5 protein-coding genes are annotated in these 22,632 nt (G+C 66.6%); all 5 read left to right on the forward strand.

From position 1 onward, the window contains the following. The coding region (locus tag VFZ66_09475; protein HEX6289408.1) for an amino acid adenylation domain-containing protein at positions 1–5,565 on the forward strand (5,565 nt) is incomplete at its 5' end. A gap of 6 nt (positions 5,566–5,571) precedes the next feature. Next, a complete protein-coding gene (locus VFZ66_09480) occupies positions 5,572–13,524 on the forward strand; it encodes an amino acid adenylation domain-containing protein (protein ID HEX6289409.1) in 7,953 nt (2,650 codons plus the stop codon). After that, positions 13,517–18,319 carry an amino acid adenylation domain-containing protein gene (locus tag VFZ66_09485; protein HEX6289410.1) on the forward strand — a complete coding sequence of 1,601 codons (4,803 nt, stop codon included), beginning with the start codon at positions 13,517–13,519 and terminating at the stop codon, positions 18,317–18,319. The genes VFZ66_09480 and VFZ66_09485 overlap by 8 nt, the downstream gene beginning before the upstream one ends. A gap of 120 nt (positions 18,320–18,439) precedes the next feature. After that, positions 18,440–20,056: a DHA2 family efflux MFS transporter permease subunit gene (locus tag VFZ66_09490; GenBank protein HEX6289411.1), complete on the forward strand. Its 1,617-nt coding sequence runs from the start codon at positions 18,440–18,442 to the stop codon at positions 20,054–20,056. A 385-nt stretch (positions 20,057–20,441) separates the two neighbouring features. Beyond that, on the forward strand, positions 20,442–22,632 hold a 2,191-nt coding region (locus VFZ66_09495), incomplete at its 3' end, for an AMP-binding protein (GenBank protein HEX6289412.1).

Raw genomic sequence — 22,632 nt, forward strand, 5'->3', positions numbered from 1 at the left:
ACCGTCCACGTCACCTACCGCCCGCTCACGCACGCCGACGCCGAGGTCGGCGGCAGCCGCATCGGCGCGCCGCTCCCCGATCTGGCGCTGTATCTGCTCGATGCCCACAGGCAGCCGGTGCCGCTGGGCGTGGCGGGCGAGCTCTATGTCGGCGGCGCGGGCGTCGCGCGCGGCTACCCCGGCCATCCGGCACTTACCGCCGCGCGCTTCGTGCCCGATCCCTTCAGCGGCGTGCCGGGCGCGCGGCTCTACCGCAGCGGCGATCGGGCGCGCTATCTGCCGCATGGCGATCTCGCCTACCTGGGCCGCGTCGATCAGCAGGTCAAGCTGCGCGGGTATCGCATCGAGCCGGGCGAGATCGCAGCGGCGCTGCGCCGCCATCCCGCCGTGCGCGACGCGGCGGTGCTCCTGCGCGAAGACCCGCCACAGACCGGCGCGCAGCCCGACCAACGACTGGTAGCGTACGTTGTACGAGAACAAAGAACGGGCACCCGGCGCACAAGCGAACAAGTGGAGAGTCGAGAACTCGAAACTCAGAACTCAGAGATCGAAACGTTGACCGTCGCGCAGGTTGCGCAGTGGGAGACGGTCTTCGACGAGACATATCGCCAGCGCGCGCCCGACGACGATCCGACCTTCAACATCGTTGGCTGGAACAGTAGCTACACCGGGCTGCCGATCCCAGCCGACCAGATGCGCGAGTGGGTCGACCGAACCGTGGAGCGCATTCTGGACTGGCAGCCGCAGCGGGTGCTTGAGATCGGCTGCGGCATGGGCCTGCTGCTGTTTCGGATCGCGCCGCACTGCGCCTACTACTGCGCTACAGACTTCTCGAACACCGCGCTGAGCTACATTCGCCAGCACTTGCCGAGGCTGGCACAGCCGCTACCGCCGATCGATCTGTTCGAGCGCGCGGCGGACGAATTCGCGGATCTTCCGGCGCAAACGTTCGACGCCGTGGTGCTCAACTCGGTCGTACAGTACTTTCCCAGCAGCGAGTATCTGGTGCGCGTGCTGGAAGGGGCGATTGGCGCTGTGCGCTCCGGCGGCTTTATTTTCGTGGGCGACGTGCGCAGCCTGCCGCTGCTCGATGCGTTCTACGCCTCGGTTGAGCTACACCAGGCGCCGGGATCGACGACCAGGGCACAGCTTCGGCACCAGATGCAGAAGCATGTGCTGCTTGAGCAAGAGCTGGTGCTCGATCCGGCCTTTTTCTTCGCGCTCAAGCAGCAGCTTCCGCAGATCGGAGCGGTCCAGATTTTGCCCAAGCGCGGCCACCACGATAACGAGATGACGCTCTTCCGCTACGACGTGCTGCTGCATATCGAGCCGCACGCAGCGCCGATGCCTGTTGCCTGGCACGTCTGGCAGCCGGATCTCGATCTGTCGGCGCTGCGCCTGCTGATCGAGACGGTGCCGGAGAGCTTGGGCATTAGCCGGGTGCCGAATACGCGGCTGAGTCCCGCGCTGAAGAGCACCGCGCTGCTGCTGGCAGCCGAAGGCCCGGCGACCGCAGATGATCTCCGGGCTGCGGTGCAGCAGGCGTCACAGGTGCCGGGCTGGCATCCCGAAGAGCTGTATGCGCTGGGCGACGAGCTAGGATACACCGTCGATCTGCGCTGGTCGCCGAGCAGCACCGACGGCGCGTACGATGTCGTATGGCGACGACGAGCCACGGGCAGCAGCGCGGCGATCCTCGCGCTGCCCGACGAGCCGAGGCAGCTCAAGCCCTGGCGGGAGTACGCCAACGATCCGCTCGAAGGCTCGTTTGCGCGTCAGTTGACGCCGCAGCTACGCAGCTTCCTTGAGGCCTGGCTGCCGGAGTACATGGTACCGGCGACCTTCATGCTGCTCGATGCGCTGCCGCTCACGGCCAACGGCAAGCTCGATCGCAAGGCGCTGCCAGCGCCGGACCGGACTCGACCTGAGCTGGAGTCGGCCTTTGTCGCGCCGCGCACCGCCGACGAGCAGGCGCTCGCCGAGATCTGGGGCGGTATCCTGAGCCTGGATCGGATCGGCATCCACGATAACTTCTTCGCGCTGGGTGGACATTCGCTGCTTGCCACGCAGGTCATCGCCCGGGTGCGCGACACGTTGCAGGTAGAATTGCCGCTGCGCAGCCTGTTCGAGGCTCCGACGATCGCCAGCCTGGGCGAATCGATCGCCGCCGCGCGCGTAGCTGCCGATCAGAAGGAAGTACCGCCGATCCAGCCCGTACCGCGTGACGTCGATCTGCCGCTGTCGTTTGCGCAGCAGCGCCTCTGGTTCCTCGACCAGCTCACGCCTGGCAGCTTTGCCTACAATATTCCAACGATCGTGCGACTCAGCGGCGCGCTCGATGTCGCCGCGCTTGAGCGGAGTCTCAACGCGATCGTCGGGCGGCATGAGTCGCTGCGCACGGCGTTTCTGACGGTCGAAGGCCAGCCGCGCCAGGTCATCGCGCCGAGCCTGGCGCTGCCCGTTCCGCTGATCGATCTGCGGACGCTCCCCAGAGATCAGCGCGAGGCCGAGGCGCTGCGCCAGGCAGCCGTCGAGGCGCGGCGGCCTTTCGATCTGGCCCATGCACCGCTGCTGCGCGCCAGCGTGCTGCACCTGGACGATCAGGAGTATATGCTGTTCCTGACGATGCATCATATCGTCTCGGATGGCTGGTCGATCGGCGTGCTGATCCGCGAGCTGGCCGCGCTCTACGAAGCAGGCTCCGGCGGCAATCCCGCGCCGCTTCCCGATCTGCCCGTGCAGTACGCCGACTACGCGCACTGGCAGCAGCAATGGCTCGCCGGGGACGATGCGCAGGCCGCACATAGCGCGACGTTCGAGCGCCAGATGACGTACTGGAAGCGCCAGCTTGCCGGTCTGCCCACGCTCGACCTCCCGACCGATTATCCTCGTCCGGCGGTGCAAACCTATAAGGGCGCGAACTTCAGGTTCACGCTGTCCTCACACCTGAGCGCGGCGCTCACGGCGCTGAGCGAGCGCAAAGGCGTGACGCTCTTCATGACGCTGCTGACAGCGTTCCAAGCGCTGCTCGCGCGCTACAGCCGTCAAACCGACATCGTGGTCGGCACGCCGATCGCCAATCGCAGGCACGCCGAGCTTGAGAGCTTGATCGGCTTTTTCGTCAACACGCTGGTGCTGCGCGCCGACCTCGGCGGCAATCCGCCCTTCGACGAGGCGCTCGATCGCGTGCGCGAGGTCTGTCTCGGCGCGTATGCTCACCAGGATCTGCCGTTCGAGATACTGGTAGATCAGCTTCAGCCCACGCGCGACCTGAGCCGCGTGCCGCTGTTTCAGGTTTTGTTCGCGCTCCAGAACGCGCCGCTTCCGGCGCTGGATCTGCCTGGCCTGTCGCTTCAGCCGGTGCCGATCGACAGCGGCGCGGCCAAGTTCGATCTGACGCTGTTCATCGAGGAAACGCCGCGCGGCATCAGCGGGATGGTCGAGTACGCTACGGATCTGTTCGAGGCCAACACGATCGCCCGGCTGGTGGGACACTACCAGAACGTGTTGCAGGCGCTCGTGGCCGACCCCCGGAAGCGGCTGGCAGACGTGACGCTTCTGACCGACGATGAGCGGCGGCAACTGGTAGCAGCCTGGAACGCCACGCAGGTCGAGCTGCCTGATGGTTGCCTGCACCAGATCTTCGAGGCGCAGGTCGCGCGCACGCCCGACGCCACTGCGGTGGTCTTCGGGGAGCGCAGCCTGACCTACCGCGAGCTGAACGAGCGCGCCAACCGGCTGGCGCGCACCCTGGCTCAGCGCGGCGTCGGCCCCGACTGTGTGGTCGCGCTGTACGCCGAGCGCAGCATCAACTTTTTGGTCGCGATCCTGGCGATCTTCAAGGCGGGCGGCGCGTACCTCCCGCTCGACCCGCTCTACCCTGCCGGTCGGGTTGGTCAGATCGTGAGCCAGAGCCGCCCCACCCTGGCGCTCGTCACATCGCCGCTGGCCGAGGCGTTCGACCAGGCGCTCCAGCCACTCGCGGCGGAGCGTCGGCCACTGGCGCTGACGATCGAGGAGCTGGCACAGGACGACGATCCGGCTGATAATCTGCCGACGCGAGCGACCTCGCGGAATCTGGCCTACGTGATCTATACGTCGGGATCGACCGGCGTGCCGAAAGGAGCGATGGTCGAACACCGGGGCATGCTCAACCACGCCCTGGCGAAAGTCGCCGATCTGCGGCTCACCGCCGCCGACCGTGTCGCGCAGACGGCCTCGCAAAGCTTCGATATTTCGGTCTGGCAATTCCTGTCGGCGCTGCTCGTCGGCGGGCAGGTGCATATCTTCCCAGACGTTATCGCGCGCGACCCGCTGCGGCTGCTGGCGGAGGTCGAGCGCGGGACGATCTCGATCCTTGAAATCGTGCCGTCGCTGCTGCGGGCGCTGCTCGACGAGCTGGATCGAGACGATCGAAGTGCTCCGCGCCTGGCTGCGCTGCGCTGGCTGATGCTGACCGGCGAGGCGCTGCCACCCGACGTGTGCCGTGCGTGGCTACAGGTCTATCCGCAGATTGCGCTGCTCAACGCCTACGGCCCGACCGAATGCTCGGATGATGTCACGCACCACGCGATCCTCGCGCCGCCGCCCGCCGACGCGATCCACATACCGATCGGTCGTCCGATCGCCAACACGCGGCTCTACATCGTAGACGATCGCCTTGAGCCGGTGCCGATCGGCGTGCCGGGGCAGCTCTGTGTCGGCGGCCTGGGCGTCGGGCGCGGCTACCTCGACGATCCCCTGCGCACCGCCGCCGTGTTCGTGCCCGACCCGTTCAGCTCCCACCCAGGAGCGCGCTTATATAAAACCGGCGATCTGGCGCGCTACCAGCCCGACGGCACGATCATCTTCCTTGGCCGCGTCGATCATCAGGTCAAGGTGCGCGGTTTTCGGATCGAGCTGGGCGAGATCGAGGCCGCGCTGAGCGCGCATCCAGACGTGCGCGAGGCCGTGGTGCTGGCGCGAGCAGATGGCGGACACACGCGGCTCGTCGCCTACGTGGTAGAACAAGAGAACAAAGGCGCTGGGCACGCGGAACCTGAAACGTGGAACGTGGAACGTGGAACGTGGAGTTCTGAACTCCGCGCCTACTTGAAAGATCGATTGCCCGACTACATGCTCCCCGCGAGCTTTGTGCTCCTCGATGCGCTGCCGCTGACGCCCAACGGCAAGCTCGATCGCCACGGGCTGCCCGCGCCCGAAGCCGCCCGACCGGAGCTGGAGGCGCTGTTTGTCGCGCCGCGCACGCCGGAGGAGCACACGTTGGCCGACATCTGGACGATGATCCTGAGACTCGATCAGGTTGGCATCCATGATAACTTCTTCGAGCTGGGCGGCGATTCGATCCGCAGCATTCAGATCATCGCGAAAGCGAATCAGGCCGGGCTGCGCCTGACGCCGCAAGATCTTTTTCAGCACCAGACGATCGCAGAGCTGGCGGCGGTGGCGACGACGACGGTCGAAGACTCTGCGCAGACCGCCGACGATCTGAGCGACCCGTTCGCCGGGCTGTCGCAGGACGATCTCGATACCGCGCTCGATCAGGTTGAGTTTGAGGAAGGATAGGGGCGGATGAGTTCAAAACAGATCGAGGGTGCCTACCCGCTCTCGCCAATTCAGCAGGGCATGCTCTTTCACAGCCTGTACGAGCCGGAGGCTGGCCTCTACGTCTCGCGCCTCGCATGCGTGCTGGAGCGATTGAGCGCCGATGCCTTCGAGCGGGCCTGGCAGCGCGTGGTGGATCGGCACCCGATCTTGCGCACGGCCTTTGCCTGGGAGAAGCTTGAGCAGCCGCTGCAAGTCGTTGGCCGACAGGTCAACGTGCGGGTCGAGCGGCATGACTGGCGCGCTATGTCCGAGCCTGAGCGCGAGCGACAGCTCGCGGCGTTCCTTGAGGCCGAGCGGGTGCGTGGCTTCAAGCTCTCGAAAGCGCCGCTGATGCGGCTGAATCTCTTCCAGATCGGCGACGACAGCTATCGATTCGTCTGGACGCATCACCATATCCTGCTGGATGGCTGGTCGCTGCCGCTGGTCTTCAACGAGGTCCTGACCTTCTACGATGCGTTCGTGCGTGGTCAGGAGCCTGCCCTGCCGCAGCCGCGACCGTTCCGCGAATATATCGCCTGGCTCCAGCGGCAAGACCTGGCGCAGGCCGAGACGTTCTGGCGACATAGGCTGAGCGGCTTTACCGCGCCCACGCCGCTGCCGTTCGCGCGACCGGGCGGCGATGCGATCGGCGCGCAGGCCGAGCAGGCTGTCAGCGTATCGGCGGCGATCACCGAGGCGCTTCAAGCGCTGGCGCGGCGGCAGCACATGACGCTCAACACGCTGCTGCAAGGAGTCTGGGCACTGCTGCTCAGCCGCTACAGCGGCGAGGATGAGGTCGTCTTTGGCACGACGGTTTCCGGTCGTCCAGCCGCTCTCCCAGGCGTCGAGGAGATGATCGGGCTGTTCATCAACACGCTGCCGGTGCGGGTCAGGGTAGCGTCTGGGGAGCGATTCCTGCCCTGGCTGCAAGCGCTGCAAGCGCAGCAGGCCGAGATGCGCCGGTATGAGTACAGCCCCTTGTTCGAGATCCGCAACTGGAGCGACGTGCCGCACGGCCTGCCGCTGTTCGAGAGCATCGTCGTCTTCGAGAACTATCCGCTCGACGCGGCGACGGACAGGCCCGACAGCAGCGTTACCGTGCGCGATGTGCGCGCGACGCAGTGGACGAACCTTCCGCTGGCGCTGATCGCCGAGCCTGGCCCGCGCCTGGTCCTGCGCTGCGCCTACGATTGCGGTCGCTTCGAGGCCACGGCGATCGAGCGGCTGCTGGGACACCTGCAAACGGTGCTTGAGAGCATCACGGAGCAGCCCGACCGGCGGCTGGACGATCTGACAATCCTGTCGGCAGCCGAGCGGCGGCAATTGCTGGTGAGCTGGAACGCCACCGATGCGGATTACCCGCGCGACGCCTGCATGCACGATCTATTCGAGGCGCAGGTCGCGCGCATGCCCGACGCCATCGCGGCGATCTACGACGATCAGCAGCTCAGCTATGCCGCGCTGGATAGCCGCTCCAACCAGCTCGCGCGTCATCTGCGCGCGCTCGGAGTTAAGACCGGCACGCGCGTGGGCCTGTGTGTCCAGCGCTCGCTCGATCTGATCGTCGGGCTGCTCGGCATTTTCAAGGCCGGGGCCGCGTACGTGCCGCTCGATCCGACCTATCCCGCCGCGCGGCTGCGCTTCATGGCTGCCGATGCCGACATTGCGGTGCTGCTCACGCAGCGCCGACTCCTGCCACACCTGCCGCAGCTCGCCGACGATCGGCGCGGCGTCGGCATCGTCTGCCTGGATGCCGACTGGGAGCGCATCGCGCAGGCTCCCGCCACCAGACCGACCATCGGAGTATCCGCCGACGATCTAGCCTACCTGATCTACACCTCCGGCTCGACGGGGCAGCCCAAGGGCGCGATGATTCCGCAGCGTGCGATCGTCAATCATACGCTCGATCTGGCTGCGCGCTGGCAGCTCGCGCTCGGTGAGCGTGTGCTCCAGTTTATCTCCGTGAGCTTCGACGCATCGCTTGAGGAGCTGCTGCCGCCACTCGTCAGCGGCGCGACCCTGGTGATACCCGACGCTGCGCCTGAGCTGCTGGGCAGCCGCCTCGCGCAGGACTGTGCGCGCCATGCGATCACGATGTTGCATCTGCCGACGGCCTTCTGGCAGCCATGGGCCGAGCAACTCACAGCCGACGATGCCGCGCGTCTCTCGACGGTGCGGCTGCTGCATCTCGGCGGCGACCGCGTCGCGCGCAGCGCATTGCAATCGTGGGTCAGGCTCCTGGGCCGCGACATGGCCTTTGTGAACGCCTACGGCCCGACCGAGACAACGATCGAGGCGACAGCCTATCCGACGAGCTGCGTTGCGGCGAGCGCTGCGGCTGGCACGGTGCCGATCGGACGGCCCACGGCCAACCAGCAGGTCTATCTGCTGGATCGCTGGCGGCAGCCCGTGCCGCTGGGTGTGCCCGGTGAGATCTACCTCGGCGGCGATGGTCTTGGCTGGGGCTACCACGCGCGGCCCGACCTGACGGCGGAAAAGTTCGTGCCGCATCCATTCGGCGAGACGCCGGGCGCGCGGCTCTACCGCACGGGCGATCTCGCGCGCTATCGGGCCGACGGCACGCTCGAATTTCTTGGCCGCGTCGATCAGCAGGTCAAGCTGCGCGGCTTCAGGATCGAGCTGGGCGAGATCGAGGCCGCGCTACGCCAGCATCCAGCGGTGCATGACGCGATCGTGCTCGCGCGGGAAGATGCGCCCGGCGAGAAGCGGCTGGTAGCGTACGTTGTAGAACAAAGAACGGGCGCCATGCCCAAAGGACACCCGGCCCGGGGTGAGGGCCTGCCCCCTGCGTTCCGCGCGCACCTGAAGGATCAATTGCCCGATTACATGATCCCGTCGGCATTTGTGGTGCTCGACGCGCTGCCGCTGCTGCCCAACGGCAAGATCGACCGCAGAGCGCTGCCCGCGCCGGAGGAGCTGCGCCCATCCGGAGCCGCGCCGCACGCAGCGCCGCGCACGGAGCTTGAGCAGACGATCGCCGCCGTGTGGCAGGCCGTGCTGCATGTCGAGCAGATCGGCGCGCACGACAACTTCTTTGACCTGGGCGGTCACTCGCTGCGTATGCTCCAGGTGCAGGGCAAGCTCCGCGCAGCGCTCAACCGCGAGATCTCGATGGTCGACTTATTCCGCTATCCCACGGTCAGCGCGCTTGCGGCGGCGCTGAGCGCGCCGCCGCCCGATCCGAAGCGCGCCGTGGAGCGGGGCGCGCAGCACGGCCCGGCATCCGGCCCGGACACCTCCGCGATTGCGATCATCGGCATGAGCGGTCGCTTTCCAGGGGCCGAGAGCATCGATGCCTTCTGGCGCAACCTGCGCGACGGCACTGAGTCGATCAGCTTCTTTAGCGACGATGAGCTGCTGGCGGCAGGCGTCGATCCGTCGCTGATCGAGCAGCCCAACTACGTCAAAGCGGGCGGCGCGCTGGACCAGATCGAGTATTTCGCGGCGGCGTTTTTCGGCTACACGCCACGTGAGGCGGAGATGATGGAGCCGCAGCATCGCCTGTTTCTGGAATGCGCCTGGGAATCGCTGGAGCACGCGGGCTACAGCTCACACTCCTACGCTGGGCGGATTGGCGTGTTCGCGGGCGCTGGCCTCAACAGCTACCTGCTCAACCTCTACTCCAACCGGGCGCTGCTTGGCGAGGTGGGCGTGTTCCAGACCGGACTCGGCAATGAGAAAGATCATGTCGCCACCCGTGTCTCATACAAGCTCAACCTCAAGGGGCCGAGCCTCAACGTGCAAACCTCGTGCTCGACCTCGTTGGTCGCGGTCCACCTGGCATGCCGCAGCCTGCTGATCGGCGAGTGCGCGATAGCGCTGGCCGGAGGCGTTGCCGTCAATCCATCGCATCGCCGGGGCTACCTGTATGAGGCGGGCGGCGTGAACTCTCCCGACGGCCACTGTCGCGCCTTCGACGCTGCGGCGCAGGGCACCGTGAGCGGCAGCGGCGTCGGCGTGGTGGTGCTCAAGCGCCTGGCCGACGCGCTGGCTGACGGCGATACGGTTCACGCGGTGATTCGTGGCTCCGCGATCAACAACGATGGCGCGGCCAAGGTGGGCTATACCGCGCCCAGCGTGGACGGCCAGGCCCAGGTGATCGCCGATGCACTCGCGGCGGCGGGAGTCGCGCCCGGCACGATTAGCTACATCGAGGCGCACGGTACGGGCACGCCGCTGGGCGACCCGATCGAGATCGCCGCGCTGAATCAGGTCTTTGGCGGGACGCAGCCGCGCGGCTCGATCGCGATCGGCTCGGTCAAAACCAACATCGGGCACCTAGACGCCGCCGCCGGTGTCGCGGGGCTGATCAAAGCCGCGCTGATGCTCAAGCACCGCCAGATCCCGCCCAGCCTGCACTTTCAGCAGCCCAATCCACAGATTGACTTTGCCGCCGGGCCGCTGTACGTCAACACCGCGCTCGCCGAGTGGCAGCCCGGCGGCACGCCGCGCCGTGCCGGAGTTAGCTCGTTTGGCATCGGCGGCACCAACGCTCACGTGATCGTCGAAGAAGCGCCGCCGATCGCGGCAGATTCAACGTCGCGTCCGTGGCATCTGCTGGCGCTCTCCGCCAAAACTGAAACCGCGCTGGAGCAGGCTACCGACAACCTCGCGCAGTATCTTCGGCAGCATCCCAACATACCGCTCGCCGATGTCGCCTACACGCTACAGCTTGGACGCCAGGCGTTCAGCTACCGCCGCGCGCTCGTCTGCCGCGACCACGCCGACGCGCTGGCAGCCCTGACGACCGACAGGCCACAGCGGGTAATGACGGGAGCAGCCGCGCCCTACGAGCGGCCCGTCGTGTTTTTGTTTCCGGGGCAGGGCGCGCAGTATGCCGAGATGGCCCGCGAGCTGTACCAGGACGAGCCGGTCTTTCGCTCGTGGCTCGACCGCTGCGCCGAACTCTTCCGGCCACATCTCCACCCAGAGGGGACCTGCGACCTCCGCGACGCGATCTATCCGTCGACCACGACCGCCGATCCAGGCGCGATCGACCAGACGGAGCTGACACAACCAGCGCTCTTCGCGGTCGAGTATGCCCTGGCGCAGCTCTGGATCGCCTGGGGCGTGCGGCCTCATGCGCTGATCGGCCATAGCATCGGCGAGTACGTCGCAGCCTGTCTGGCGGGTGTCCTGACGCTGGAATCCGCAGCCGCGCTGGTCGCCGCGCGCGGGCGCTTGATGCAAGCGCTGCCCTCCGGCACGATGCTGAGCGTGCCGCTGCCGGAGCGCGACCTCGCCCCACTGCTCGGCTCCGATCTCGCGCTGGCGGCGGTCAACGGCCCCGCGCTGTGCGTCCTCTCCGGCTCTTTCGAGGCTGTGGCTGCCGTCGAACAACGGCTGGACGAGCGCGGCGTAGCAACGCGGCGGCTGCACACATCGCATGCGTTTCACTCACCGCTGATCGATCCGATGCTGGATGCGTTCCGCTCACAGGTGCGGCAGGTCGCGTTGCAGCCGCCGACCATCCCGTTTATCTCGAATGTGAGCGGCACCTGGATCACCGCTGCGGAGGCGACCGATCCAGAGTATTGGGTCGCGCAGCTTCGGCAGACCGTGCGCTTCGCCGACGGCATCGCCGAGCTGATGCGCCACCACGACTGGGCGCTGCTGGAAGTCGGGCCGGGCCGCACGCTCAGCACCCTGGCGCGGCAGCAGTGCGCACCGGCGGATCAGCGCATCATCCTGACGTCGCTGCGCCACCCGCAGGATCAGCAGGCCGATCGCGCGACGATGCTGGCGGCGCTGGGCAGGCTGTGGCTGGCGGGTGTCGCGGTGGATTGGGCCGCGCTGTATGCGGAGCGGCGGCGGCGCGTGCCGCTGCCAACCTATCCCTTCGAGCGCCAGCGCTACTGGATCGAGCCCCGCGACGACACGCGCGCCGGAATCCAGCCGCGCAGCGCGTCGGGCAAAACGTCGAAGATTGCCAACTGGTTGTATAGCCCGTGGTGGCAGCGAACACAAGCGCCGGAATTGTCCAATGTGGGCGAGAACAGGCAGCCATCGCAGTGGCTCATCTTCGCCGACAGCGCGGGCTTCGGCGACCGGATCGCGGGGCGGCTGGCGCAGACCGGCCAGCAGGTGATCGTGGTGCGCGGCGGAGCCGGTTTCGCGCCCGGCGACGACGGCTACACAATCGATCCGCGTCGGCCCGAAGACTATACGGCGCTGCTCCACACACTGCGGTCGGTGGATCGCGCGCCGCAGGCGATCATGCACTGCTGGAGCGTCAGCGGAGAAGCAGACGCGCAGCCGACAGATGATCAGGCAGCCTTCGCCAGCGCCCAGGATCGCGGCTACTACAGTCTTTTATTCCTCACGCAGGCGCTCGAAGCCGCAGGGCTGGCGCAGCCGTTGCAGGACGGAGCGCCAATCAGGCTGGCCGTCCTCACCAGCGGATTGCACGACGTGACCGGCGACGAAGCGATCTGCACGCCCAAGACGCCGCTCCTGGGAGCGTGTAAAGTCATCCCGCAGGAGTATCCAAGCATCGCCTGCCAGTGTATCGACGTTGTGCTACCACAGCGCGGCGGTCGTCAGATGGCGGCGCTGATCGATCACCTGATCGCCGAGTGCGCTGTACCCGCGCCGGATCTCGTGGTCGCCTACCGTGGCAGGCAGCGCTGGGTCCAGACCTACGAGCCGATCCGCCTGGACCAGACGAACGGCGCTGTCAGGCCGCTGCGCGAGCGCGGCGTCTATCTGATCACCGGCGGCCTTGGCCGCGTCGGGCTGCTGCTGGCCGAACATCTGACGCAGACGGTCCACGCGCGCCTCGCGCTGGTTGGACGCACCGCGCTGCCGCCGCGCGCCGAGTGGGAGCGCTGGCTGTCTGAGCACGAGCCCAGCGATCCGGTCAGCCGCAAGCTGCGCGATGTGCTGGCGCTTGAGCAGCAGGGCGCGGAGGTACTCGTCGTCGGCGCGGATGTCGCGGAACATGCGCAGATGCGCGATGCCATCGCCCGCGTCTACGAGCGATTTGGTGCGCTGCATGGTGTGATCCATGCGGCGGGCGTGACAACCGGCCCTTCGATCCTTAGCCCGATCAGCGCGGTCGGACGCGCCGAGTCGGAGATGCAGTTTCGGCCCAAAGCGCACGGCCTGTACGTGCTCGACCGGCTGCTCCGCGACCAGGAGTTAGATTTTTGCCTGCTCGTTTCCTCAAATGCCGCCGTGCTGGGCGGCCTCGGCTTTGCGGCCTATGCCGCCGCGAACGTCTTCATGGATGCGTTTGCGACCAATCGCAACAAAACCAGCGCCACGGCCTGGATCAGCGCCAACTGGGACGGCTGGCCGCAGCGGGAAACCGAGGCCGAGAGCACTGTCGCACACAGCAGCATCGATCAGTACAGCATGACGCCCGCCGAGGCACGCGCGGCCTTCGATCATGTCGTGACCACCGCGCCCGACGGGCAGGTCGTCGTCTCCACGGGCGATCTCGCGGCGCGGCTGAACGTCTGGATCAAACACGACGTGGGAGCCCGGAGCGCCGACAGCACAGATCAACAGGACGCGACGGTGCTCCATCCACGGCCCCAGATCCGCGAGAGCTACGTTGCGCCCGGCACTGAGATCGAGCAGCAGCTCGCGGCGATCTGGCAGCAGGTCCTGGGCCTTGAGCAGGTCGGCATTCACGACAGCTTTTTTGACCTCGGCGGCCACTCGCTGCTGGCAACGCAGGTGATGTCGCGCATTCGCCAGACCTTCAACATCGAGCTGCCGCTGCAAAGCCTGTTTACCGCCCCGACGGTCGCCCAGGCTGCGCGGCTGATCGTCGAAAAGCAGGTCGAGCAGACCGATCGCGCCAGGCTGGAACAGCTTCTAGCCGAGATCCGGCAGCTTTCGCCGGACGACGTGCAGGCGATGCTTGAGGCTGAACAACCGTTCATCGATAAGGGAGAAGCCCATGAGTGATCTCGCGAAGCTGCTGGCCGATCTATCGCCGGAGCAACAGGAATTGTTCCGGCGACGTTTGCATAGATTGAACCAGGAAACCAGAGCCGATTCCCGCCCGCCGATCCGGCCACAGTCGCGGGAAACCAACATGTTTCCGCTCTCGTTCTCGCAGCAGCGGCTCTGGTTTTTGGATCAGCTTGAGCCGGGCAATCCGTTCTACAACGAGCCGCTGCTGGCGATTCGGCTGAGCGGCCCGCTCGATCTCCTGGCGCTCCAGCAGGCGCTCGACGCGATTATGCGGCGGCATGAGGTCGTGCGCACGACTTTTGCGCTCGTCGATGGGCAGCCGGTGCAGGTGATCAACCCGCCTGCGCCCTTCCCGCTGGCGACGGTCGATCTGCGGGCGCTTGCGCCCGCGGAGCGCGAGGCCGAGGTGCAGCGGCTGGCGGTCGCGGAGGCCAATCGCCCGTTCGATCTTCAGCACGGCCCGCTGATGCGCGTGACGGTCGTGCGGCTTGACGCGCAGCAGCATACCTTGCTGCTGATGATGCACCATATCGTCTCGGATGGCTGGTCGTTCGGCGTGTTCATGCGCGAGCTGACGACGCTGTATGCGGCTTTCACGCAGGGAGCGCCCGTGGAGGCGTCGGGGCTGCTGCCGGAGCTGCCGGTGCAATACGCCGACTTCGCGGCCTGGCAGCGCCAGTGGTTGCAGGGTGAGGTGCTGGATCAGCAGCTTAGCTACTGGCGGCGGCAGCTCGCCGATGTGCCGCCGCTGCTGGAGCTGCCCGCCGATCACCCTCGCCCGCCGATCCAGACCTTTCGCGGCGCGCACTATGCCTTCGAGATCGGGCCGGAGCTGACGGCCAGCGTGCGCGCGCTGGCTCAGCGCGAAGGTGCCACGCTGTTCATGACGCTGCTGGCGGCGTTTCAGACATTGCTCCATCGCTATACGGATCTGGATGACATCGTCGTCGGCTCGCCGATCGCCGGACGGACGCAGGTCGAAACCGAGCACCTGATCGGCTTTTTTGCCAATCATCTTGTGCTGCGCGCCGATCTGCGCGGCGATCCCAGCTTCCGCGAGCTGCTGGCCCGCGTCAGGCAGATGACACTCGACGCACACGCGCACCAGGATGTGCCGTTCGAGATGCTGGTCGAGCAGCTCCAGCCCTCGCGCGACCTGAGCCACAACCCGCTGGTGCAGGTGGTGTTCGTGCTCCAAAACCTGCCGCTCCAATCGCTGACACAATCGAATCTGACCTTCGATCTGTCCTCGGTCGAGAGCGAAACGTCGAAGTTCGATCTGACGCTCTCGATCAACGAAACCGAGCAGCTCCTGGCCGCAACGCTCGAATACAGCACCGATCTCTTCGAGGCCGCGACGATCGAGCGCATGGCGCGGCACTTCGCGGTGCTGCTCGCGGGGATCGTCGCCGATCCTGGGCGGCGCGTGTCAGCGCTGCCGCTCCTGGCCCCCGACGAGCAGCAGGAGCTTGTCGGCGCGTGGAATGCTACGCGCCGCCCGTTCCCCGACCGCACCTGTCTGCACACGCTGTTCGAGGAGCAGGTCGTGCGCACGCCCGACGCTATCGCCGCGCTCCAAGGCGAGCAGCACCTCACCTATGCCGAGCTGAATCGCCGCGCCAATCAGGTCGCGCATACGCTGCAAGCGCGCGGCGTCGGCCCGAATGTCGCCGTCGCCATCTGCGTCGAGCGCTCGCTGGAGATGGTCCTCGGGCTGATGGGCATTCTCAAGGCGGGCGGCGCCTACCTGCCGCTCGATCCCGCCTATCCTCAGGAGCGGCTTCAGTTCATGCTTGAGGATGGCCGCGTCACGGTCCTGCTGACCCAGCAGCACCTCCTCCGCTCGGAGGGCACCCGCCTGCCGACGGATCATGTTCAGGTCCTCTGTCTGGATGCCGACTGGCCCGTGATCGAGCGCGCGCCTGGCACGAATCCCGCCTGCGCTGTCTCGCCCGCCGATCTGGTCTACGTGATCTACACATCGGGATCGACTGGCAGGCCCAAGGGCGTGCTGCTCGACCACCGGGGTCGCGTCAATAACTTTCACGACTTCAACACCCGATTCGCGGTCGGGCCGGGCGATCGGCTGCTGGCGCTCTCGTCGCTGAGCTTTGACATGTGCGCGTACGACGTGTTCGGCACGCTGGCGGCGGGCGCGACGATCGTGCTGCCGGAGGCGGCCTTGGAGCGCGATCCGGCGCACTGGGCCGCGCTGCTGGTCCAGCAGCAGGTCACGATCTGGCACTCTGTCCCGGCGCTGCTCGATGTGCTGGCTGAGTATGTCCATCATCAGCCGGATCTCCATCCGCGCGCGCTGCGGCTGGTGCTGCTCGGCGGCGACTGGATTCCGGTATCGCTGCCGGATCGGCTCCGGGCGCTCGTGCCGACGATGCAGGTGATCAGCCTCGGCGGCGCGACCGAAGCCTCGATGGACTCGACGATCTACGCGGTTGAGCGGACCGATCCGCGCTGGAAGAGTATTCCCTACGGCCAGCCGATGACGAATCAGCGGGCGTATGTGCTGGATCGCCACCAGCGGCTCGTGCCGATCGGCGTACCCGGCGAGCTGCACCTGGGCGGGATCGGCCTGGCCTGGGGCTACCAGGGCCGTCCCGATCTGACCGCCGAGAAGTTCATTCCCAGCCCGTACGAAGGGTGCCCTCAGGGCGCGCCGGGCGCGCGGCTCTACAAGACCGGCGACCGGGCGCGCTATCGGGCCGACGGCCAGCTTGAGCTGCTGGGACGCATCGACTATCAGGTCAAGATTCGCGGCCTGCGGATCGAGCTGGGCGAGATCGAGGCGGCGCTGCGGCAGCATCCTGCCGTGCGCGAGGCGGTCGTCGTGGCGCGCGACGAGGGCGGGCAGAAACGCCTAGTAGCCTACGTGGTAGAACAACAGAACGGGCATCCTCTGGGCGCACAACGAACAAACGGAGAACAGGAGAGCAATGGAACAAACGAACACCCAGAGAACTCAGAGCGCGCAATGCTGCCCTCGGATCTTCGCGCCTTCCTGCAAACGCAGTTGCCGGAGCATATGGTGCCGAGCGCGCTCGTGGTGCTGGACGCCCTGCCGCTGACGCCCAACGGCAAGGTCAATCGCCGCGAACTGCCCGCGCCGTCGCAGGTGCTCGCGGAGACGCAGGCGGCCTATGCCGCGCCACAGACGGCGACGCAGCAGACATTGGCCGATATTTGGGCCGAGCTGCTGGGGCTGGAGCGCGTCGGCGTCCACGAGAACTTCTTCACGCTCGGCGGCGACTCGATCCGCAGCATTCAGGTGATTGCCCGCGCCAGTCAGCGCGGCATCGCGCTCACGCCCAAGCAATGCTTCCAGCATCAAACGATCGCTGAGCTAGCCGCAGCGGTAGACGCAGCGCGGGGCACATCCGCCGACGAATCACCAACGAGCGCAGTGATGGGAGAGCAGGCCAGCCCCGTGCAGCGCGACGAGCGCTCGGTCGCGGACGGCTACGCGCTCGGACCGATGCAGGAGAACATGCTCTTCCATAGCCTGCATCATCCACAGCCGGGCCTGTATGTGGTGCAGCGCAGCTTTCCGCTGCCGAAGAACTTGAACCTTGCCGCGCTGGAGCAAGCCTGGCAGCATATCGTCGAGCGCCACGCGATGCTGCGCACCACGTTTGTGTGGCAGGATCTCGAACAGCCACGACAGGTGGCCCACGCTCCACAGCCGATCGCGCTCGAACACTACGACTGGCGCGGCATGTCGGTAGCCGAGCAGGAGACGCAGATGGAGCGATTCTTCGAGGCCGAGCGGGCGCGTGGCTTCGATCTGGCGGCAGGGCCGCTGCTGCGTCTGGCGCTGATCAGGCTCTCCGACGACGTGTATCAGTTCGCGATGCTCAATCACTACGCGATCCTCGATGGCTGGTCGGAGTCGCTGGTGCGCAAAGAAGTGCTGAGCGCCTACATCGACCTGTGCGCCGGTCGCACGCCATCGGCCAGCCCTGCCAGGCCGTACCGCGATTATATCGCGTGGCTGGAGCGCCAGGATCAGGCCGCAGCCGAAACGTTCTGGCGACAGATGCTCAGGTCGTTCCCGACGCCCACGCCGCTGCCGAAGCGCGACGCTGGCGCTCTCGCCGGCGACGGGCATGCCTATCGTAAGCAAGGCATCAGTGTATCGGCGGCGACTACTGCGGCGCTGCACGCGCTCGCCCGCAGCCACCAGCTCACCTTGAACATCGTGGTGCAGGGCGCGTGGGCGCTGCTGCTCAGCCAATGCAGCGGGACCGAGGACATCGTCTTCGGCGTTACCTTCTCTGGTCGTCCGGCAACCTTGGCCGACATCGAAGCGATGGTCGGGCTGTTCATCAACACGCTGCCCGTACGCGCGCACGTCTCTGCCGGGGCCGAGCTTCTGCCCTGGCTGAAAGCGATGCAGGCGCAGCAGGTCGAGATGCGCGCCTACGAGTACGCCGCGCTGCCGAGGATTCAGGCATGGAGCGAGGTGCCTCAGGACCAGCGATTATTCGAGAGCGTCCTGGTCTTCGATAATTATCCAGTCGATAGCTCCGTGCGCGAGGCAGGAGCATCGCTTGATCTCAGCCATCCGCTCGCGCTCAAGGACTATAGCCTGGCTCAAACGGAATTTCCGATCCGTGTCGATATTTGGTCGGGCGCGGAGCTGAGATTGCTCATCTCGTTCTATGAGCGCGATTTCGAGGCCGCGACGATCGATTGGATGCTTGAGCGGTTCAAGGCACTGCTGGAACAGATCGCCGCGCAGCCGGAGCAGCGGCTCGGCGCATTTCGTGGATAAAGGACACAAGGAAACCTTGGAACTTGAAACTTGGAGCGTGAAACGCCGAACTGTGAACCTGGAACTCGAAACGCTGGTTCCCGAACATATCCCTTCATTCTGCACGAGGAGCGACCGATCATGCCACACTCAGACACCCGGCTCCCCCACAGCAGGCAGGCAGGTCTGCCTCAAAAATGGAAAGTGCTCATCACCGTCATCTTTGGCCTCTGCATGCCACTGCTCGACACAACCGTGGTCAACGTCGCGTTTCAGACCCTTCGCCAGGAGTTTGGAGCCGACCTGAGCCAGGCGCAGTGGGTGCTGAGTATCTACACGCTGATGCTGGGCATCAGCACGCCAGCCGCAGGCTTTCTCGCCGATCGCTTCGGAATCAAGCGCATGTACAGCCTGGGGCTGCTGATCTTTATTCTCGGCTCGCTGCTGTGCGGCCTCGCGCCCAGCCTCCCGCTGCTGATCGCGGCGCGAGCGCTGCAAGGCTGCGGCGCAGGCTGTATGCTGCCGCTCGGCACGGCGCTGCTGGTGGGCGCGTTCCCGCCGGAGGAGCGCGGTCTGGCGCTGGGCCTCTTTGGCGTTGCGCTGGTCGTCGCGCCCGCTGTCGGCCCGCTGCTCGGCGGCTGGCTGGTCGATCAGGAGCTATGGCGCTGGATCTTCTTCATCAACCTGCCGATCGGCGCGGTCGGGTTGGCGCTGGCGGCTCGGCTGCTGCACGAGTCGCGGCCCGCCCACAGGCCAGCCTTCGACCTCCCAGGGCTGGCGACCTCGGCGCTGGGCTGCGGCGCGATCCTCTACGCCGCAGCGATTGCGCGCACCGAGCCATTGACCTCGGTGCTGATCTGGTTCGGCCTGGGCGTGGCGGCCCTGGCCGTGTTTGCCTATATCGAGCTGTATGTCGCCGCCGAGCCATTGTTGAACGTGCGACTCTTCGGTCAACGCACCTTTCTGATCGCCAGCCTCGTCGGCTACGTCAGCGTGATCGCGCTCTTCGGCCCCGAATTTCTGCTGCCGATCTACCTGCAAGCCCTGCGCGGCAGCAGCGGGCTTGAAACCGGCAGCGTGCTGCTGCCGCTGGCGCTGGCGGCTGGCATCACAGCTCCGCTGGCGGGGCGGCTGAACGATCTGTTCGGTCCACGGCTGGTGCTCGTGATCGGCTTCGGCGTGCTGATGATCAATACCTGGCAGTTGGCGCAGATCCAGGCGGATACGCCGCTGAGCTGGCTCGTGCTGCTGATGATCCTGCGCGGTATCGCGCTCGGCTTCACGATCCAGACCACGATTGTCACCGCGCTCTCGGTTGTGCCTGCGGAGCAGCTCGCGCGCGGCTCGTCGTTGGTCAACGCGACACGTCAGGTGATGATCGCGATTGGCGTGGCGGCGCTGGCATCGATCCTTGCTGGCTCGCTCTCAGCCGATGCGCGGGCGTTCCTGCGCCAGAGCCAGGAGCAATCGCGCAGCATCAGCGCGGGGCCGCGCGTGGGCTTGTGCGAGACGGTGCCGGGCGGCGCTGCGGCTGATCAGCGGGCGGCATCGGACACAGGCGCGGCAGGCGCGCACGTCGCCGCGCCGACGACCCAGGCCGATGCACGTCTCTGCACCGAACTGATCGCGGGCTTCGAGACGACGTATCGCGTTACCTTCTACCTTTCGCTGCTCGCCACGCTCTTGAGCGCGATGCTGCCGGGATGGCCGCGCGCCTGGGAGGGCAGCCGCAGAGCGACGCCCGTTGCAGCCGAGTAGTGCCGTCAGGCCGGGGGTGTGCGGGGCGCTCCCCCATGCTTCGCTCCTCCGCCTCGCCTATCCTGAAAGCCGAGCGGGAACGGGACCCGCGCGGGTTCGGCAGGGCGGGGCGTGAGGGCCACAACTCAAAATCCAGAACTCAACGCGCATTGTTAAAACTTGGTATAATAGCCACGACGAAGCTACCGTCGCAGCCGATCTTGATTGCCTGCATCAGAGCGCCTGGTGCGCCACCGCTGATCTTCCTGGCACAGAGTTTGGAGCTTCGGATCTTGCGTTCTGCTCAAGCAGCACGCGCCGCTGGCGCATCATCGCGCTTGAGCCTACGCCGCGAGTGACACCCAAACCACCGACCTCAGTCTTACCGCGATAGGTTCTCATGCCCATGAGCCACTCCACACCGACATCTGACGTCGAGAATCTGGTTGACCTGCTACGGTTTCGGGCGCAGTTCCAGCCAGACCACGAGGCCTATACTTTTCTGCTGGATGGCGAGACGAATAGCCTGAGCCTGACGTACGCCGAGCTTGACACCCGCGCGCGTGCGATCGGGGGGCTGCTGCGCGAACATGCCGTGCCCGGCGCGCGGGCGGTGCTGCTGTACACGCCCGGCCTGGAGTACATCGCGGCGTTCTTTGGCTGCCTGTACGCCGGGATCGTCGCGGTTCCGGCGTATCCGCCGCAGCTCAACTGGCGCACCTCGCGCCTGACGACGATCGTCGCCGACGCACAGGCGACGCTGGCGCTGACGACGCGGCAGATGCTAGCGGGGATGGACCGCTGGCTTGCCCAGGCTCCTGAGCTGCGGCAGCTTCATTGGCTGGCGACCGACGACCTGCCCACCGCAGCGCCGGAGTGCGACACGCCGCAGCTCAACGGCGCGGCGCTGGCGTTTTTGCAGTACACCTCCGGCTCAACCTCAGCGCCCAAGGGCGTGATGCTCACGCATACCAATCTGCTCCACAATCAGCAGTTGATCCGCGATGCCTTCGGCCACACGCCTGCCAGCCGGGGCGTGATCTGGCTGCCGCCCTATCATGACATGGGCCTGATCGGCGGTATTCTGCAAGGGCTGTACGCTGGCTTCCCGATCACGCTCATGTCGCCGGTCGCGTTTTTGCAGCGTCCATTGCGCTGGCTGGAGGCGATCACGCGCTACGGCGCGACCTCCAGCGGCGGGCCGAATTTTGCCTACGATCTCTGCGCGCGCAAGATCACGCCCGATCAATGTGCCGCCCTCGACCTCAGCACGTGGGAGGTTGCCTTTTCGGGAGCCGAGCCCGTGCGCGCCGAGACGCTCGATCGCTTCGCGGCCACGTTTGCCCCCCACGGCTTCCGGCGCGAGGCGTTCTATCCGTGCTATGGCCTGGCCGAGGCGACGCTGATCGTGTCGGGCGGCACCAGGACCGCTCCGCCGATCATCCGCACGTTCGACGCCGAGGCCCTGACGCAGCACCGCGCGGTCGAGGCCGCCGAGACACCGGCGCAGACACGCGCGCTGGTCGGCTGTGGGCAGGTGCTTGGCGATCAGCGGATCGTGATCGTCGATCCGCAGCGGCGGACGCGCTGCCAGCCTGACGAGATCGGCGAGATCTGGGTGGCGGGGCCGAGCGTGGCGCAGGGCTACTGGCGGCGCGACGAGGCAACTCTCCAGACCTTCAAGGCGCGGCTCGCCGACACAGACGACGGCCCGTACCTGCGCACGGGCGACCTGGGCATCGTTCAAAACGGTGAGCTGTTCATCACCGGGCGGCTCAAAGACATGCTGATCATTCGGGGCCGCAACCACTATCCGCAAGACATCGAGCTAACTGTCGAACAGAGTCATCCGGCGCTGCGTCCGTCCGCGGGCGCTGCCTTCGCCGTGGAGATTGACGGCGAGGAGCACCTGTTCGTCGTGCAAGAGGTCGAGCGCCAGCACCGCAAGACCGATCTAAGCCTGGTCATCGCCGCGATCCGCCGTGCCGTCGCCGAGCAGCACGATGTGCAGGTCTATGGCGTTGTCCTGATCAAGCCCGGCAGTATTCCCAAAACCTCCAGCGGCAAGATTCAGCGCCACGCCTGCCGCAGCAGCGTGCTCGACGATACGCTGGCGATCCTTGCCAGGAGCGTGCTCGACGAGCGCAGCGCCGAGCAAACGCCAGGAGCCTCGTTCGTCGCGCCGCGCACGCCCGCCGAGGAGCGCGTTGCCGAAGTCTGGGCGGAAGTGCTGGGCCTCGAGCGCGTCGGCGTCGACGATCATTTCTTCGAGTTGGGCGGCGACTCGCTGCTGGCAGCGCAGCTTATTGCCCGGCTCCATGAGCGCGTCGGGGTGGATCTGCCGCTGCGGGCACTCTTTGAACATCCAACCGTCGCCGGACTGGCCGCGCAGATCGACGAGGCCGAGCGCAGCGACGACCCGATCGTGCCGGACGCGGCGGGCGCGGCCCACTCCGATCTCGTGCCGCTCTCGTACGCGCAGCAGCAGATGTGGCTGCTGGATCAGCTCGAACCCGACACGGCGGCCTACACCATCCCGCTGGCCGTGCGCCTGCGCGGTCCCCTCGATGAGGCCGCGCTCCGCGCCGCCTTCCAGC

It is taken from the genome of Herpetosiphonaceae bacterium, assembly GCA_036374795.1.
In the GTDB taxonomy this organism is placed as follows: Bacteria; Chloroflexota; Chloroflexia; order Chloroflexales; family Kallotenuaceae; genus LB3-1.

Coding starts and splice junctions, on each gene's coding strand:
- VFZ66_09480 (HEX6289409.1), top strand. CDS start 5,572: ATGAGTTCAAAACAGATCGAGGGTGCCTACCCGCTCTCGCCAATTCAG.
- VFZ66_09485 (HEX6289410.1), top strand. CDS start 13,517: ATGAGTGATCTCGCGAAGCTGCTGGCCGATCTATCGCCGGAGCAACAG.
- VFZ66_09490 (HEX6289411.1), top strand. CDS start 18,440: ATGCCACACTCAGACACCCGGCTCCCCCACAGCAGGCAGGCAGGTCTG.